This is a genomic window from Thiocystis minor, assembly GCF_016653465.1.
Classification (GTDB): Bacteria; Pseudomonadota; Gammaproteobacteria; order Chromatiales; family Chromatiaceae; genus Chromatium; species Chromatium minus.
Map to the genome: position 1 here is coordinate 89,581 of NZ_NHSQ01000090.1, position 14,262 is coordinate 103,842.

12 protein-coding genes are annotated in these 14,262 nt (G+C 64.4%); 11 read left to right on the plus strand and 1 reads right to left on the minus strand.

Annotated features, from left to right (window positions below):
- Positions 1–335: 335 nt before the first annotated feature.
- Positions 336–1,112 carry a DUF2189 domain-containing protein gene (locus CCR95_RS13215; protein ID WP_201095038.1) on the minus strand — a complete coding sequence of 259 codons (777 nt, stop codon included), beginning with the start codon at positions 1,110–1,112 and terminating at the stop codon, positions 336–338.
- 337 nt (positions 1,113–1,449) lie between these two features.
- Between CCR95_RS13215 and CCR95_RS13220 the strand changes: the two genes are divergently transcribed.
- From CCR95_RS13220 to CCR95_RS13270, 11 genes are all read left to right on the plus strand, one after another.
- The gene (locus CCR95_RS13220) at positions 1,450–3,831 is read left to right on the plus strand and encodes an extracellular solute-binding protein (protein ID WP_201095046.1); all 2,382 of its coding nucleotides are present in this window, start codon (positions 1,450–1,452) and stop codon (positions 3,829–3,831) included.
- A gap of 66 nt (positions 3,832–3,897) precedes the next feature.
- Positions 3,898–7,569: an EAL domain-containing protein gene (locus CCR95_RS25860; protein ID WP_201095048.1), complete on the plus strand. Its 3,672-nt coding sequence runs from the start codon at positions 3,898–3,900 to the stop codon at positions 7,567–7,569.
- 81 nt (positions 7,570–7,650) lie between these two features.
- Positions 7,651–8,301, plus strand: coding sequence for a CDGSH iron-sulfur domain-containing protein (locus tag CCR95_RS13230; protein ID WP_201095056.1), 651 nt, complete (start codon positions 7,651–7,653; stop codon positions 8,299–8,301).
- A gap of 35 nt (positions 8,302–8,336) precedes the next feature.
- Positions 8,337–9,311, plus strand: a complete 975-nt coding sequence (locus CCR95_RS13235; RefSeq protein WP_201095057.1) for an SPFH domain-containing protein — start codon at positions 8,337–8,339, stop codon at positions 9,309–9,311.
- Between the two features lie 34 nt (positions 9,312–9,345).
- Positions 9,346–10,275, plus strand: a complete 930-nt coding sequence (locus tag CCR95_RS13240) for a DUF2887 domain-containing protein (RefSeq protein ID WP_201095058.1) — start codon at positions 9,346–9,348, stop codon at positions 10,273–10,275.
- Positions 10,276–10,326: 51 nt separating this feature from the next.
- Positions 10,327–11,214 (plus strand): SPFH domain-containing protein, encoded by an 888-nt coding sequence (locus CCR95_RS13245; protein ID WP_201095059.1) that lies wholly within the window; start codon positions 10,327–10,329, stop codon positions 11,212–11,214.
- 54 nt (positions 11,215–11,268) lie between these two features.
- Positions 11,269–11,904: an HAD-IA family hydrolase gene (locus CCR95_RS13250; protein WP_201095060.1), complete on the plus strand. Its 636-nt coding sequence runs from the start codon at positions 11,269–11,271 to the stop codon at positions 11,902–11,904.
- 35 nt (positions 11,905–11,939) lie between these two features.
- The gene (locus CCR95_RS13255) at positions 11,940–12,188 is read left to right on the plus strand and encodes a hypothetical protein (RefSeq protein ID WP_201095061.1); all 249 of its coding nucleotides are present in this window, start codon (positions 11,940–11,942) and stop codon (positions 12,186–12,188) included.
- Complete coding sequence (locus CCR95_RS13260; protein ID WP_201095063.1) at positions 12,185–12,589, plus strand: PIN domain-containing protein; 405 nt, start codon at positions 12,185–12,187, stop codon at positions 12,587–12,589. Before CCR95_RS13255 ends, CCR95_RS13260 begins: the two co-directional genes overlap by 4 nt.
- A 153-nt stretch (positions 12,590–12,742) precedes the next feature.
- A complete protein-coding gene (locus tag CCR95_RS13265) occupies positions 12,743–13,699 on the plus strand; it encodes an AAA family ATPase (RefSeq protein ID WP_201095236.1) in 957 nt (318 codons plus the stop codon).
- A gap of 71 nt (positions 13,700–13,770) precedes the next feature.
- Complete coding sequence (locus CCR95_RS13270) at positions 13,771–14,253, plus strand: DUF29 domain-containing protein (RefSeq protein WP_201095065.1); 483 nt, start codon at positions 13,771–13,773, stop codon at positions 14,251–14,253.
- The last annotated feature ends 9 nt before the right edge of the window (positions 14,254–14,262 follow it).

Below are 14,262 nucleotides of genomic sequence, written 5' to 3' on the forward strand. Positions count from 1 at the left end.
CCCGATGTCCCAGATTGCTTGAGGGCGCCAAATGCTTGCAGATGCGTCAATGTTACCGTTGTCGTTGTCGATGATCCGACAACGACAACGACAACGACAACGAGCGATAGCCGAAACGATGATCGACGCCATCAACGACAACGACAACGACAACGACAACGAGCGATGGCCGAAACGATGATCGACGCCTGTTTGGCCTGATCCGTTGTTCTTTATACCGAATATAGCCGGTGGATACCACCGGCTTGAATGGCGGGATCGCGTTGGCGGCGACCCGTCGCGACCGGCGTGACAGCGGGCTTCGCTTGCACCGGGTCGCGACCCGTCATGTCGTGTCAGGCGACCAGTCGCCGATAGCTGTGCCAGGTGGCATATCCGAGGACCGGGAAGAGCAGGATCATCCCGACGAACAGAGTCAGTAGACCGATCCCGCTGAGCAGGACGATCAACGCGGCCCAGAGCAACATGGCGGGCCAGTTGCTCAGAACGGTGCGATAACTGGTCTGCATCGCGGTGATCGGACTTGCGTCGCGATCCAGAATCATGGGGATGGCCACCGCGCTGATGACGAAAACCGTGCCGGCCAGCAGGAGTCCAATGCCGACGAAAAAGCTGGTCACGACCGGGTCGAAGCGCCCGGAGAGCAATCCCAGATAGGCATTTGTGCTCGGGGATAGCGTGGTGAACTGGATCGCGAACAGGAGCGCCGACAGTCGCACCCAGGCTGCGGCGATCAGGCCCAGGAAGAGCGCGAACAGACTGAGGTTGGTGCGCCGCTCCCAGAGCAGATCAAAACTGCCCCGGATGCTGATCGGTTCTCCGGTATCCTGCTGGCGCGCCGCGACATAGAGCCCGGCGGCCAGGAAGGGGCCGAGCAGCATCAATCCGGTCAGAAAGGCGAGCGCGAACCAGGGTAGCGACCAGGTCAACGCCAGGGCCAACCAGCAGGCGGCCGCGAACAAGATGCCATAGAGCAGGCTGCCGGCCGGGGCCGCGGCGAAAGAGCGGACGCCGGCGGCGAGCCAGTCGAGCGGTTCCGCGAGATCCGCGCGGCGGATGGTGGGTGCGCTGGCGAGGGTCGAACGATTCGGTTGGATGGCATGGGTTCTCATGGCGAAGGCTCCAGTTGACGGGGAGAGATCGGGTCAAGGCCAGCCGCTGTCCGTCCGGGCTGGAGCCGACGGTTGGCGTCCATGCCGCCCGTCAAAGGCGTTTAACTGAATTGCCGATGCGACCGGCCTGATCGTCACAGGAAATGGGATTCGTTGGCCTGTCCGAAGTTCAACCGGTAGAATAGACGCGCTCTATTGTCAGTATTGACTAATGGCCCCTCCGTACCAGGACTGTTCCGACATCCGCGATCGGTTCTCGCACGCAGGGACAAGGCGCGGTGGCGAGTCATCGCGGGCTTTCGGAGGCCGCGCGTCGCATTGCAAAGGGAGTCTCGGAATGCCTTTATCTTGTACCGGATGGCGTCTTTTGGCGGGCGCCGCGTTTCTATCCGCGGCGGGGTTTGCTGCGTCGGCCGGCGATGCGCCCAAACGCTTCGATGGGGTGGAAATTTCGGTCGGGGTTCAGGACGCTTCCGCGATCGGCAGCGCGGCGGAGGCGCACGCGCGGACCTGGGAGCAGCGCACCGGCGCGAGGGTACACATCAACCGCATCCCCTTCATCGGCCTCTTCGCCGCGTCCATGGCGTCACTGCGTGCCGAGCGCGCGCGCTTCGACGTGCTGCTCCATGCCTCGGGCTGGACGGCGGATTTCTTTCCCTATCTGACCGAATTGCCGGCGGAACTGCGCACGGACGAGAGTTTCGACGACATCCATCCGACCTATCGCGAACGTCTCATGACCTGGAACGGCAAATGGATCGCCTACACCATCGACGGCGACCTCTACAGCGGCTATTACCGTCAGGATCTGTTCGAGGACGAGACCCATCAGCGAGCCTTCGCTCAACGGTACGGCTATCCGCTGGCCGCGCCCGAGACCTGGGAGCAATACCGCGACATCGCCGAATTCTTCACCGGTCGCACGGCGCCCGACGGCACCTTGCTGTACGGCAGCGCGGAGTCCTTCGCGCGCGGCGGGCAGCAGTTCTGGGATCTGTTCAGCCGCGCCTCGGCCTATACCAACCATCCCGATTTTCCGGGCGCGCAGTTCTTCGACCCTGACACCATGCGCGCCCAGATCGACAATCCTGGCTGGTTGCGCGCGGTCCAGGAGTATGTCGACATCCTGCGCTTCTCCCCGCCGGATGCCCGCACTTACGGAATCGTCGAGGCGCGCGCGGCCTTTCTCGCCGGGCGCACCGCGATGATCCTGGATTGGGGCGATACCGCCCTGCTCGCCGGTCAGGCCGCCGGCGCCGGGATTGCCGGGAAGGTCGGCTATTTCATGCTGCCCGGCAGTCACGAAGTCTTCGATGCCCGCGCCTGGCGCTGGAGTCGTTTCGACCGGCCGCGTCGAGCGCCATTTCTGGCCTTCGGCGGCTGGATGGCGAGCGTTCCCCGCAACAGTCTCCAGCAGGAAGCCGCCTGGGACTTCGTGCGCTGGTTCGCCAGCCCGGAGAACAGTCTGCTCGATGTGGTCACCGCCGGCAGTGGCGTCAACCCCTATCGGCTCAGTCACTTCGCCCACATCGATGCCTGGACCGAGGCGTTGAGCCGGCCCGCCGCCTCGCAGTATCTGGGCGTGGTGCAGTCCAGTCTGGATTCGCCCAACGTCGCGCTGGATCTGCGACTGCCCGGTTTTCACCGCTACACCGAGGCGCTGGAGGAGGCGCTGACCGGTATTCTGGCGGGCGAGGCGCCAATCGCGCCGACGCTGCGTGAGGTCGCCAGGGCCTGGAACGCTATTACCGACGACCTGGGCCGCGACCGGCAGTTGGCCATCTATCGGATCGCCATGGGCTTGAGCGGTCCGCCATCCGTCCCCCGTCCCGGCACCGACAAGGATCAGGGGGAATTGGTCATTGGATTCTCCCAGGCCACCACCACCGAGCCCTGGCGACTCAAATTCAACCAAGAGTTGCGCGCCGAGGCCGCGCGCCACCCGAACCTGCGCCTGCTGGTTCGCGATGGCGAGGATCGGGCGGAACAGCAGGTCGCCGATGTCGCCGAGCTGATCGCGGCGCGGGTCGACGCGCTGCTGATTTCGCCCAAGGTCGCGATCTCCCTGACCCCGATCGTCAGTCAGGCGTTCAATCAGGGCATCCCGGTGTTCGTGCTTGATCGCGACCTGGAGAACGATCGTTACACCCAGTTCATCGGCGGCGACAATTGCGAGATTGGCCGCGCCGCCGGACGCTATGCCCGCGCCCTGCTGGGCGGATCTGGGCAGGCGCGCGGGCGCGTGGTCGAGATTCGAGGCGGTATGGGTGCGACGCCCGCCCAGGAGCGGCAGCGCGGATTTCTTGAGATCGTCGCCGGCGAACCTGGGATCGAGGTCATCGAGCCGCTTCGCAATGGCGACTGGAAGCAGGATCTCGGTTACGAGGTCATGGTCGGGGTGCTGGCGGAGCATGCGCGGATCGATCTGGTCTACGCCCACAACGATCCCATGGCATTCGGTGCCTATCTCGCCGCCCGCGATGCCGGTCGCGAGCGCGAGATACAGTTCCTGGGCATCGATGGGATGCCCGACGAAGGCGCGCGTTGGGTAGCCGACGGCGTCCTCGTCGCGACCTTTCTCTATCAAACGCCAGGCGCCGAGGCGATTCGCCAGGCACTGCGCTTTCTGGGCGGCGAGGCAGTGGAGAAACGGCTGATCCTGCCCACCCAGACCATCGACCAAGACAATGTCGCGGAATTTTCGGGGTCTTCGCCCTGATGCCGCCGGGCGGGACAGCATGACGCGCGTGGCGCGGATATCTTCGGGAGCGATCAGGGCGTCAGCATGGAAAACACCGCCAGTTCAACGCTGCGCCGCCGGTTGCGGCACGCTTACATCGGAATTGCCGTCAGCCTGCTGCTGATGGCGGCGGTCGCGCTGGTGGCGACCACGCATCTGAGCGGTCTGCTCCAGACCGCGATCAGCCAGACCCTGCCCGAGATGCGCAATGCACTGCGCATCTCCGAGCAGGGTGGGCTACTGGCCGCCTCGCTGCCCGTTCTAGTCGCCAGCGAGGATCGTGCAACCCTGGAGCGCCACTGGTCCGAGATCGAGATCAACGTCCAGCGAATCCGCCGGGATCTGGAGCAATGGGGCCAGGGGAGGGCGGCGCGCGCCTCGCGCCAGGCGATCGAGACGGAAGTCCATGGCTACACCCGCATTCTGGACGAATTGCGCCACGCCACGGCCGAGCGTCTGGATCTGCGGGCCGCGCTGGAGGACGAGTTGACCCAGGTGCGCGCCATTCATGCGGATCTGACCGACGCCATCGCCCCCGTGGTCTACGGCGTGACCTCGCTGTCGCGACTGCTGGCGCGGCGCGAGGCCCGGCGGTTGGCCGAGACCATCGAGGCGCGTTTCGAGCAGTCGCTGGCGCGCCGTCTGGCCCTGAGCGAGTTGTGCGACGCGCTGGAACCGGAGGCGCCCGGCGAGGACTTGCGCCAGGCGCTGCGACAGCTCGCTCCGGCCTTTCACGGCCCTGACGAGCCATCCTTTTATGCGTCCTTGCGCGCGGCGCTCGACCGCCTGCCGGCCAGCCTGGAGCCCGCGCCCGCACAACGCCGGGAATTGCTGGCCGTCTGCCAGGACGCCATCGCGGCCAATGTCGCTCACTGGCGCGAACGGCTCCAGTCCGGGCTGGAGGAGTTGCGGACCGCAATCCCCGCGCAGTTTGACCGGAACGTCGCGGATCTGATCCTGGCGCTCGATCTCAAGACTGAGGGGCACCTGCTGATCGCCCTCCTGTTCACGGTCGACGAGGTCGATCAGGCCGCTACGCTGGCCAATCTCCAGGATCGCGCCAAGCGCGCGCTGGCGAGCTTCCAGCAGGCCGCCGATGGATTCGCCGACAGCACACTGGCACAGCGTAACCCGATTCTGGCCAATACCGTGGCGAGGGTCGAGGCGCGTTTGGGGCAAACCCTCGACGGGCGCCAGGGTCTCTTTCCGTTGCGCCGGCGCCAACTCGATCTGATCGCGCGCGGCGAACTCGAACTGGCGCGTGCGCGCGTGCTGGCGGCCCAACTGACGCAACGGATCGGCGAGATCGTCGAGCGCATGGAGCAGACGACCGAGGCCGCTCGCCAGGAGGCGCTCGTCGGGCGGCGGATGACGCTGTCGCTGTTGATCGCGACCTGTGTGGTCGGTCTGGGTCTGGCGCTCCTGATCGCGCGGGTGACCCGACGCGCCCTGACGCGCGACGAGATCGCGCTGATCCGCGCCCGCGACGACATCGAACAGGCCAATCGCATCCTCGAAGCGGTCGGTTTCGCGGCCCGCCATCTGTTGGGGGCCGCGCGTTGGGAAGACACCGTCGAGGCGGTTCTCCAGCGTCTCGGCACGGCGACCGCCTGCGCGCGGGTCGAGCTTCTCCAGTGTCGCGACGAGGACGATGATCCGAACGTCCTGGAAGCGCGTTTTTGCTGGTGCCGGTCGCCTGACCAGCAGGGTTCCCGGAGTGCGTTCGGAGGCACCGCCGCGTTGCTGGAATGCGAACGCTGGATGCATCGGATGATGGTCGGGCAGCCGGTGTTCGGGACGCTGGATGACTTGCCGGCGGAGGAACGCGCATTTCTCGCCGCGCACGGGATCCGTTCGCTGCTCCTGGTGCCGATTTTCGTCGATCGGCACTGGTGGGGCGCCATCGGTTTCGCCGACTGCGAGCGTCTGCGCGACTGGCCGGCGCGGCTGATCGACGCCGTTACCGCCGCCGCCGACACTCTGGGAGCGGCGATCGCGCGCGCCCAGATCGAACGCCAGATCCTGCAGGCGGCGGCGGTCTTCGAGGACACCAAAGAAGGCGTCATCATCGCCGATGCCAGAATCCGCGTCCTGGCGGTCAATCGCGCCTTCTCGACGATGACCGGCTACAGCGCGGAAGAGACGCTGGGGCGTCCTCCCGACCTGCTGGTCGTCGAGCGACATCCGCCGTCCTTCTTCCGCGCGCTGTGGAAACGACTGACGGTCACCGGGCAATGGCAGGGCGAAATCCTCAGCCGCCGCAAGGACGGTTCCGCGCTGCCGGGCTGGCTGTCGATCAGCCGGATTCGGCACGGACCGGGGGACGCCGTCCAGTATGTCGCGATTCTGTCCGACATCAGCGCCATCAAGCAGTCGGAGCAACAGCTCGAATTTCTCGCCCATCACGATGTGCTGACCGGATTGCCGAACCGGCTGCTGCTGAACGATCGGCTGGGTCGGGCGATTGCCCGCGCCCATCGTCACCAGACACGGATCGCCGTGCTTTTTCTGGATCTCGACCGCTTCAAGAACATCAACGACTCCCTCGGCCATCCGGTGGGCGATCTCCTGCTGCGGGAAGTGGCCAGCCGACTGGCGGGCCGCGTGCGCGAGACCGATACCGTCGCCCGGCTCGGCGGCGATGAATTCATCATCCTGATCGAGGACATGACGCACGAGGACGAGGCCGACGCGATCGCCCGGCAACTGCTCCATGTCCTGCAAGCGCCGTACCTGCTTGCCGAGCGCCGACTCTTCGTCAGCGCCAGCATTGGCGTCAGCCTGTATCCAGGGCATGGCGACGATGGCGAGCATCTGATCAGGAACGCCGACGCGGCCATGTACGAGGCCAAGGCCGCCGGCAAGAATACCTATCGGCTGTACACCGCGTCCCTGACCGAGGCCGCGCTGGAGCGTCTCTCGCTGGAGCAGGAGCTACGTGGCGCGCTGGAACGCGAGGAACTGGAACTGCATTATCAACCGCAGTGCGACGCCCGGACTGGCCGGATCGTCGTCTTCGAGGCGTTGCTCCGTTGGCGTCGCCCCGCCAGCGGCGGGTTCATACCGCCGGATCGCTTTCTACCGCTGGCCGAGGAAGCGGGTCTGATGATCGTCATCGGCGACTGGGTGCTGGCGCGCGCCTGCCGCGAGTGCCGTGACTGGCGCAACGCGGGCTTTCCCGAGATGCGGGTCGCGGTCAATCTCGCCGGCGTGCAACTGGAGCAGGGCGACATCCTCGCCGCCACCCGCTCCGCGCTGGCGAACGCAGGTCTGCCAGGGGAGGCGCTCGAACTGGAAGTGACCGAAAGCTCGGCGATGCAGCGGCTCGACGAGGTTCGGCAAACCCTCTTCGCGTTGCGCGCTCTGGGCGTGACCCTGGCCATCGACGACTTCGGCACCGGCTATTCGTCGCTGAGTTATCTCAAGCGCCTGCCGTTCACAACCTTGAAGATCGACCGGTCGTTCATCGGCGAGATCCCGGAGGACGCCAACGACATGGCGATCGCCCACGCCATCGTGGTGCTGGCGCATACGCTCCAGATGTCGGTGATCGCGGAAGGCGTCGAGACGCCGGCGCAGTTGGCGTTTCTGCGGGGCGTCGATTGCGAGCTGATCCAGGGCTATCTCTTCAGCCGGGCGCTCCCGCCCGAGGAAATCCTACCCCTGCTGCGGCGCGACCAGGGACGGATTTTGATCGCCGATGCCTGTGAATCCTGAAAATCCCGTCCATGTAGGCAGTGATACGTTGAAAAAAGCGTTTCCCGAATTCATCCCACAGCCAACGATGAGGAAATCGGCATGAGCGAAAAACAGACCATTGACTATCCCGGCGACGAGATCGATGTCCGTTGGGACAAGCGGCTCTGTCTTCATATCGGCGAGTGCGGCCAGGCTCGGGGGGATCTCTTCGTCGGGGGTCGCGAGCCTTGGTGCATCCCCAATGCGGCGAGCAAGACGGAGGTCCGCGAGGTGGTGGAACGCTGTCCGAGCGGCGCGCTAAGCTACACCGACAAGTCCGGAGCCCCCGAGTCGGCGCCCGCCGACAACACCGTGACGGTCGTCTACAACGGTCCGCTCTATCTGACCGGCGATCTCCGGATCGAGGGCGCCGGCGAGGATCAGCCTGGGGTGCGTACCCGCGCGGCGCTCTGTCGCTGCGGCGTGTCCAGGAACAAACCCTTCTGCGACAACAGTCATCTGGAAGCCAGGTTCGAGGACTTTGGCGCGGTGGGCGAGCAAGGTCCGGGGCTGACCGAGACCGGCGGCCCGCTGACCGTGAAACCCATGCCGGACGGCTGCCTGCGGCTCGATGGCAACCTGACGATTCGCGCCGCAACCGGCCGGGTCGCCTGGGAGGGCACCACGGCCTATCTCTGCCGCTGCGGAGCCTCGAAGAACAAGCCGTTTTGCGATGGCAGTCATCGCGCCGTCGGATTCAAAAGCGAGTAAAATTTCCACCAGGTTGTGCAACCGGGGGATCGTCCATGTATGTGACCGCCTTTTTGTTGGGTTTGCTGTCGTTCGTCGTCTACAAGATGTTTCTGCGCGCCTTTTACACCGTGAGACCGGATGAGCGGGCGGTCATTACCTCTTTCGGACGCGCCCAGCGTCTGGGCGATCTGTTGGTCACCGACGACTCGCTGAACGAGGAGGAAATGGAACGCTACCGGGTGCCACGGTTGCGCACCATCGGCCCCGGTGGCCCCTATTTCAAATGGCCCTGGCAGGAGGTGCGCAAGGTCCGGGTGGTCACCGAGGCTATCGATCTGACCTGGGATCCGACCAAGACGCAGAACACCATCGAGTCGGTGACCAAGGACAATCTCACCACCGGGGTGGGCGGTCAGATCCGCTTTCGGGTCGCCGAATCCAATCTGTACGCCTACTGCTTCGGCGTCGACAGCCCACTCGAACACGTCATGGGCTATTTCATTTCGGTGCTGCGCGAGCGGATCGCCAACTTCGTCGATCCCAGAGGGCAGAGTTTGGTGGGCGCTGCCGAGGTCGCCGGGAGCGGCGGGCCGACCGAACTGGCGGAGGGCGTGTCGATCAACGATCTGCGCAAGAATCTGCCCCTGTTGAACGACTACATGGAGCAGCAGTGCCGTTCCACCGGGACGCGCTACGGCATCGAGCTGGATGCCGCGCTCATCACCCAGATCGATCCGCCGCCGGAGGTGGATCGCGCGCTCTCGGCCATCAACACCACTCGCAATCAGGTCGCCGCCGACATCAGCACCGCCCGCGCCGACGCCGAGCAGCAGGTCACCATGAGCAAACGCGCGGTGGAGATCGCCCGCAACAACGCCCAGGCCGAGGTTGCGCCCTTGAAGGAATTGGCGCAGACGCTGACGCGGATCAAGGCGAGCGGCGGCCCAGCGGCCTTGTATGCCTATCTGCGCAACCTGCGGGTGCCGCTGCTGGGTCGGGCCACGCGCATCGTGCGGATGGGTTCGTGACGCGGCGCGTGGTGACGGAACGCGTCACCCTGTCATGAAAACCGACTCCGCGATCTACGAGTTCCTGGCGACCGGGGCGGAAGCGCTGCGCATCCTGACCGGAGGCTTGGTACTGATCGGCCCCTATCGGTTTCGCTCGCTGACCCTCAAGGGCATCGAGCGGCGACTGGATGGTGTCTATGAACCGGACGGGCACGCCGGTCCGGTCTATGTGATCGAATATCAGGCGCAGCCGGTACCGGGAGCCTGGTACAACCTGCTGGCGAAGATCGGTTTGTATGGGGAGGAACATCCGCGCCGCGATGTGCGCGGGATCCTCATTTTTACCCGCGTCCGCGACGATCCCCGTCTGCCACGGCTGATCGGAGGTGTGGATTCGGTGGCCCGCGCGGTCTACCTGGAGCAGTTTCTGCCCGACTGGCTGGAGCGGGAACCGGACAATCCCTATCTCGCCGTCTTCGCGCCGTTGCTCCTGGCCGAGGACGATGACTTGCGTCAGCGCGCCCCGGTGTTGTGGCGGACGTTATGCGAGGCGCAGCTGGAGCCGCCGGTGCGCGAGACCTTGCTGCGTATCTTTGAATTTTGGTGTTTTGAACGTTTTCGGTCGCTGACGGCCGAGGAGTTGTGGACCATGCTGAACCTGACGACCCCATTGGAAGAAACCCGTGCCTATCAGTCCATCTATGTGAAGGCCAAAGCCGAGGGCGAGGCACAAGGCGAGGCAAGAGGCGAGGTACGAGGCGAGGCAAGAGGCGAGGCAAGAGGCGAGGCAAGAGGCAAGGCCGAGACGCTTAAGCGCCTGCTGGCCCGTCGTTTCGGCCCGCTGCCGGAATGGGCGCGCGAGCGGATCGACTCGGCCGAGGTAACGCTTCTGGATCTCTGGATCGATGGTCTTTTCGATGCCGACCGCCTGGATTCGCTTCTGGACGGACCACCCGCGGCGATTCAAGAGCGTGATGCCTGACCGAAACGATGCCCCGCCTCCCGAGTCTCATGCCTAATCTGGAGAGATAGCATGCTGTTCGATATCGATAGTTCGCTCGGTCTGTCGGTCGCCTTCATCGTCGGCCTGCTCTATATCCCCCTGCTGCTCGCCATCGCCCGCACGCTGGGGCTCTATGCCATCGTCAACGAACGCGAGGCGCAGGTCTTTACCCTGTTCGGCAAGGTGATCGGGACGCTCGACGAGCCGGGTCTGCGATTCCCGCTGGGCTATTTCGGCCCCAAGGCGCTGTTGGTGCCCTTTTTCGGAAAGCTCTATCGGGTGTCGACCACGCTGCGTCAGCACTATCTGCGCGATCAGATGGTCAATTCGGAGGAGGGCACGCCGATGGGTGTGGGCATCTGGTACGAGATGCGGGTCAGCGATCCGGTCGCCTATCTGTTCCGCAATGCCAACCCGGATGCCTCGCTTCAGGCCAACGTCGCCAGTTCCACCATTTCCACCCTGAGCAATCTGGAGATGGATAAGATGCTGGAGGACCGTCATCAACTGAGTCGACGGGTGCGCGCCACCGTCTCGCCGCTCTCCGAGCAGTGGGGTTATCAGCTCGGTTCGGTCTATATCCGCAAGGTCGCCTTCACCGATCGTCAGATGGTCGACAACATCACCGAGAAGGTCGTCAAGCGTCTGGTGCAGGTCACCAGCGCCATGAAGCAGGACGGCGAGAACCGGGTCGGTCTGATCAAGAGCGAGACCGCCTTCAATGTCTCGCAACAGATGGCGGAAGCCGCCGCGACCCGCCCGGCGATCGTCGGCGAGGCGCTCAACGCCATCGCCCAACAGGATCCCGAGGTACTGGATGCCGTGATGGAGGTGATGGAGACCGAGCAGCTTATCCATTCGGGGGCGAAGGTCGAGATGTTGCCAGCCGGTGCGGAGTTGATGGTTCAGGTCGGTTAGATCGTGCGTGGCGAGACAGGCGTTGCTCGTGAATGGACCCCGAACGCGGTTTCAATGATCGTCTGCTTCGATTTCGACGGCACGCTGGTCGACAGCGTCGATGCCGCCTTCCATGCCTTCCAGCAGGTCGGGCCGCAATTCGGTTGCGCGCCTTTGACCCGCGAGCGGCTCGACGAACTGCGCGGGCTGCATGTCCGCGAGGTGATCCGGGCGCTGGGCGTTCCCCTGCATCGGGTGCCCCGACTCGCGAGCCGGATGCGCGCCGCGATGCGCGAGGAACTCCTGGAAACGCCGCCGATCGAAGGAATCGCCGGAGTGCTGGAGGAACTCTCCCGACGCGGTTTCCGACTCGGCATGCTGTCGTCGAACGCAAAATCCAGTGTGAATGACTATTGCGAACGGTATGGTTTGGATGCGTTCGATTTCATCGTCGCCGGGACCGGACTGTTCGGTAAGGCCAATGCTTTGCGCGTTCTGCTCCGCCGGCAAGGGATTCAGCCAACGGATCTGCTCTATGTCGGCGACGAACTGCGCGATCTGGAGGCCGCGCGCGCCGTCGGGGTCCGCTTCGCTGCGGTCGGGTGGGGCTACACGTCGCTGGAGCGGCTGGCCGCCGCCGGACCTGACGTGCTCCTTCAACGTCCTGGCGATTTGCTGGAACGACTTGTCGAGTCGGCCAAGGCTACCTAAAATGCCATCATCATTTGACCATTGATGGCATTCCGATGATTCGGGTCCAGATCCAGTTCACCGAAGATCAGCTTCGGTCGCTCCGGTGCCATGCCGCGCAGGAGCAGGTGTCGGTGTCCGCGCTCGTGCGGCAGGCCGTCGGCGAGTGGGAGCGCAGCCAGGCAGGAAGCGGCGATGAGGCGAAGAGGCGGCGCGCGATCCTGGCCGCCGGACGTTTTGCCTCGGGGAAGCGCGATGGTTCCGCCCGGCATGACGACTATCTGGCCGAGAGCTATCGGGCGTGATCTTCGTCGATACGTCGGCACTCTACGCACTCCTCGATCGCGACGATCTGACTCATGAACGGGCGCGAGTCGCCTGGACCGACTGGTTGTCTGGCCGTCATCCGCCACGTCTTGTGACTGGAAACGACATCCTCGTGGAGTCTTGCGCGCTGGTTCAGGCGCGTCTGGGGATGGAGGCGTTGCGCGTGTTGATTGACGATCTTCTGCCGGTCCTCGTGCTGGAATGGGCCACGCCTGCGGATCATCAGGCCGCCATGCAGGCGCTCTTGACGGCTGAACGCCGTCGCTTGAGCCTGGTCGATTGCGTGAGTTTTCAACTCATGCGCCGGCGCGGCATCAACCGCGCCTTTACCTTCGATGCCCATTTCGCCGAAATGGGATTCGAGGCGTTGCCCGGGTGAGGCGCTCGACCGGAAAGATTTTGCGACGCCCCGCCAACTTGCAAGGCCCGGCGGCCCAACCGATCAGATCCAAATGGGGAACCAACAACCTTGGACCAGAGACTCAAACCGGACCCGCTCGCGGCGACTCCCGACAACACCTCCCCGACCCATCTGACGGCCCGTTTCGCCGCCCTGCGCCAGCGGATTGCCCGGACCATCCTCGGTCAGCGCACGCTCATCGACCGGCTGCTGATCGCCCTGCTCGCCGATGGGCATTTGCTGGTCGAGGGCGCGCCGGGTCTGGCCAAGACCACCGCCATCAAGGATCTGGCGGCCGGTCTGGAGGGCGATTTCCACCGTATCCAGTTCACCCCGGATCTGCTTCCGGCGGATCTGACCGGCACCGAAATCTATCGACCCAACGACGGCAGCTTCCGCTTCGATCGCGGACCTGTCTTTCACAATCTGCTGCTAGCTGACGAGGTCAATCGCGCCCCGGCCAAGGTGCAGTCCGCGCTGCTGGAGGCGATGGGCGAGCGTCAGGTGACGGTCGGGCGCGAAACCTATCCGCTGCCGCGGCTGTTCCTGGTCATGGCGACCCAGAATCCGATCGAGCAGGAAGGCACCTATCCGCTCCCGGAGGCCCAGCTCGACCGTTTCCTGATGCATGTGCGGGTCGATTATCCGGACCTGGAGACCGAGCGGGCGATCCTGCGGCTCAATCGCGACGAGGCGCGCGACGGGCGGGCGAACGCTTCCGACGTGGTGGTCAGTCAGGCTGATGTCTTTGCCGCGCGGCACGCCATTCTCGGGCTCTACATGGCGCCCGAGATCGAGAATTATCTAGTGCATCTGGTCATGGCGACCCGCCATCCGGGCGCCTATTCCAGGGATCTGGACGGCTGGCTGCGCTTTGGTGCCAGCCCGCGCGCGACCATTGCGCTGGACCGCTGTTCGCGCGCGCTGGCTTGGCTGAACGGTCGCGATTATGTCTCGCCGGAGGATGTCCAGGCGGTCGCGCCCGATATTCTACGCCACCGGGTGCTGCTGTCCTATGAGTCCGAGGCGGAGGGCCGCCGGCCCGACGATTTCATCGCCGCGCTGCTGGCGCGCGTGCCAGCCCCTTAAACGGCGTTTGGCAGGTCGGTGCTTTTGACTGTCGATCCGAGACCATCTCCCAATCCTGTCGGGTAAACGAAATGACCGAACTCAGCACACTCTATCAAACCGATTATTCCACCTGGGCAACCCGGAATGCCGAGTTGCTGCGCGCCGGGCGCTATGCGGAACTGGATGTCGAACACCTTCTGGAAGAACTGAGTGACATGAGCAAAAGCGATCAGCACGAACTGGAAAACCGGCTGACCATCCTCCTCGCGCATCTGTTGAAATGGGAATATCAACTCCAAACCCTGTCCGAGCGCTGGCGCGAATTCGATGGCCGCAGTTGGCGCGCCACCATCATCGAACAGCGCAACCGCGTGGCAAAACATTTGAAAAAATCGCCTGGTCTCAAGTCACTGCTTGCCGAAACGATTGCCGAGGCTTATGTCGATGCCGTTCAATTGGCCAGCGACGAAACCGGCCTGCCGCCCGAGGCATTCCCGACCGATTGCCCCTATTCCGCCAATCAACTGTTCGACAAAGGCTTTTATCCAGCACCCGACACACAGGATCACTGATCCGCCACT

What these genes read in the sequence shown, in the direction of transcription:
- CCR95_RS13220 (WP_201095046.1), top strand. Translation starts at nt 1,450, where the DNA reads ATGCCTTTATCTTGTACCGGATGGCGTCTTTTGGCGGGCGCCGCGTTT.
- CCR95_RS13270 (WP_201095065.1), top strand. Translation starts at nt 13,771, where the DNA reads ATGACCGAACTCAGCACACTCTATCAAACCGATTATTCCACCTGGGCA.
- CCR95_RS13255 (WP_201095061.1), top strand. Translation starts at nt 11,940, where the DNA reads ATGATTCGGGTCCAGATCCAGTTCACCGAAGATCAGCTTCGGTCGCTC.
- CCR95_RS13240 (WP_201095058.1), top strand. Translation starts at nt 9,346, where the DNA reads ATGAAAACCGACTCCGCGATCTACGAGTTCCTGGCGACCGGGGCGGAA.
- CCR95_RS13245 (WP_201095059.1), top strand. Translation starts at nt 10,327, where the DNA reads ATGCTGTTCGATATCGATAGTTCGCTCGGTCTGTCGGTCGCCTTCATC.
- CCR95_RS25860 (WP_201095048.1), top strand. Translation starts at nt 3,898, where the DNA reads ATGGAAAACACCGCCAGTTCAACGCTGCGCCGCCGGTTGCGGCACGCT.
- CCR95_RS13230 (WP_201095056.1), top strand. Translation starts at nt 7,651, where the DNA reads ATGAGCGAAAAACAGACCATTGACTATCCCGGCGACGAGATCGATGTC.
- CCR95_RS13215 (WP_201095038.1), bottom strand. Translation starts at nt 1,112, where the DNA reads ATGAGAACCCATGCCATCCAACCGAATCGTTCGACCCTCGCCAGCGCA.
- CCR95_RS13235 (WP_201095057.1), top strand. Translation starts at nt 8,337, where the DNA reads ATGTATGTGACCGCCTTTTTGTTGGGTTTGCTGTCGTTCGTCGTCTAC.
- CCR95_RS13250 (WP_201095060.1), top strand. Translation starts at nt 11,269, where the DNA reads ATGATCGTCTGCTTCGATTTCGACGGCACGCTGGTCGACAGCGTCGAT.